The 1,794-nt window shown below is 49.3% G+C and carries 1 rRNA gene; it reads right to left on the bottom strand.

Going from position 1 to position 1,794, the window contains the following annotated elements:
- Positions 1–124: 124 nt before the first annotated feature.
- Positions 125–1,794 (bottom strand): 23S ribosomal RNA (locus HMPREF2644_RS05025); the annotation flags it as partial.

Here is a 1,794-nt window from a genome sequence, read left to right as displayed (position 1 = left end):
TCTATTAAGTCTTCTATATTTACTTTTCTTTGTTTAGTCTTTTACTTCGGTTTCCGCTCTACTTTTATTTGCTTCGCTTTTCATCTCTTACTTCACTTAGCTCCCAAAAACACTTGAGCGTTGTATAGTTAAGCCTCTCGGGCAATTAGTATCTGTTAGCTCAATGTATCACTACACTTACACACCTGACCTATCTACGTCGTAGTCTACAACAACCCTTACTGACTTAAAGTCAGGGATGACTCATCTCTTGGCAAGTTTCGTGCTTAGATGCTTTCAGCACTTATCTCTTCCGCATTTAGCTACCCAGCAATGCCTCTGGCGAGACAACTGGAACACCAGTGATGCGTCCACTCCGGTCCTCTCGTACTAGGAGCAGCCCCAATCAATCATCCAACGCCCACGGCAGATAGGGACCGAACTGTCTCACGACGTTCTAAACCCAGCTCGCGTACCACTTTAAATGGCGAACAGCCATACCCTTGGGACCTACTTCAGCCCCAGGATGTGATGAGCCGACATCGAGGTGCCAAACACCGCCGTCGATATGAACTCTTGGGCGGTATCAGCCTGTTATCCCCGGAGTACCTTTTATCCGTTGAGCGATGGCCCTTCCATTCAGAACCACCGGATCACTATGACCTACTTTCGTACCTGCTCGACTTGTCTGTCTCGCAGTTAAGCTTGCTTATACCATTGCACTAACCTCACGATGTCCGACCGTGATTAGCAAACCTTCGTGCTCCTCCGTTACGCTTTGGGAGGAGACCGCCCCAGTCAAACTACCCACCAGACACTGTCCGAGACCACGTTTCGTCATCTTCGTTAGAACATCAAACGTTAAAGGGTGGTATTTCAAGGTCGCCTCCACAATGACTGGCGTCACTGCTTCAAAGGCTCCCACCTATCCTACACATCAAAATTCAATGTTCAGTGTCAAGCTATAGTAAAGGTTCACGGGGTCTTTCCGTCTAGCCGCGGGTACACCGCATCTTCACGGCGATTTCAATTTCACTGAGTCTCGGGTGGAGACAGCCTGGCCATCATTATGCCATTCGTGCAGGTCGGAACTTACCCGACAAGGAATTTCGCTACCTTAGGACCGTTATAGTTACGGCCGCCGTTTACTGGGGCTTCGATCAGGTGCTTCTCTTGCGATGACACCATCAATTAACCTTCCAGCACCGGGCAGGCATCACACCCTATACGTCCACTTTCGTGTTTGCAGAGTGCTGTGTTTTTAATAAACAGTTGCAGCCAGCTGGTATCTTCGACCGGTTCAACCTTCGCCCGCTAGGGACTACAATCTACGCCGGCGCACCTTCTCCCGAAGTTACGGTGCTATTTTGCCTAGTTCCTTCACCCGAGTTCTCTCAAGCGCCTGAGTATTCTCTACCTGACCACCTGTGTCGGTTTTCAGTACGGTTTAGTAAAGCCTTTCGCTTAGTGGCTTTTCCTGGAAGTGTGGTATCAGTTACTTCAGCTCCGTAGAGCCTCGTCATCATCTCTCTGTGTTAAGGAAGTCCGGATTTGCCTAAACTTCCCACCTACCAACTTAAACGCACATATCCAACAGTGCGATAACCTAACCTACTCCGTCCCCACATCGCAGCTTTACCAAGTACAGGAATATTAACCTGTTTCCCATCGACTACGCTTTTCAGCCTCGCCTTAGGAGCCGACTCACCCTGCCCCGATTAACGTTGGACAGGAACCCTTGGTCTTCCGGCGAACGGGTTTTTCACCCGTTTTATCGTTACTTATGTCAGCATTCGCACTTGTGATACGTCCAGC

It is taken from the genome of Haemophilus sp. HMSC071C11 (genome assembly GCF_001837655.1).
Taxonomy (GTDB): Bacteria; Pseudomonadota; Gammaproteobacteria; order Enterobacterales; family Pasteurellaceae; genus Haemophilus; species Haemophilus influenzae.
Note: the sequence above shows the minus strand (reverse complement) of the source record. Positions and strands in the feature narration are given on the sequence as shown.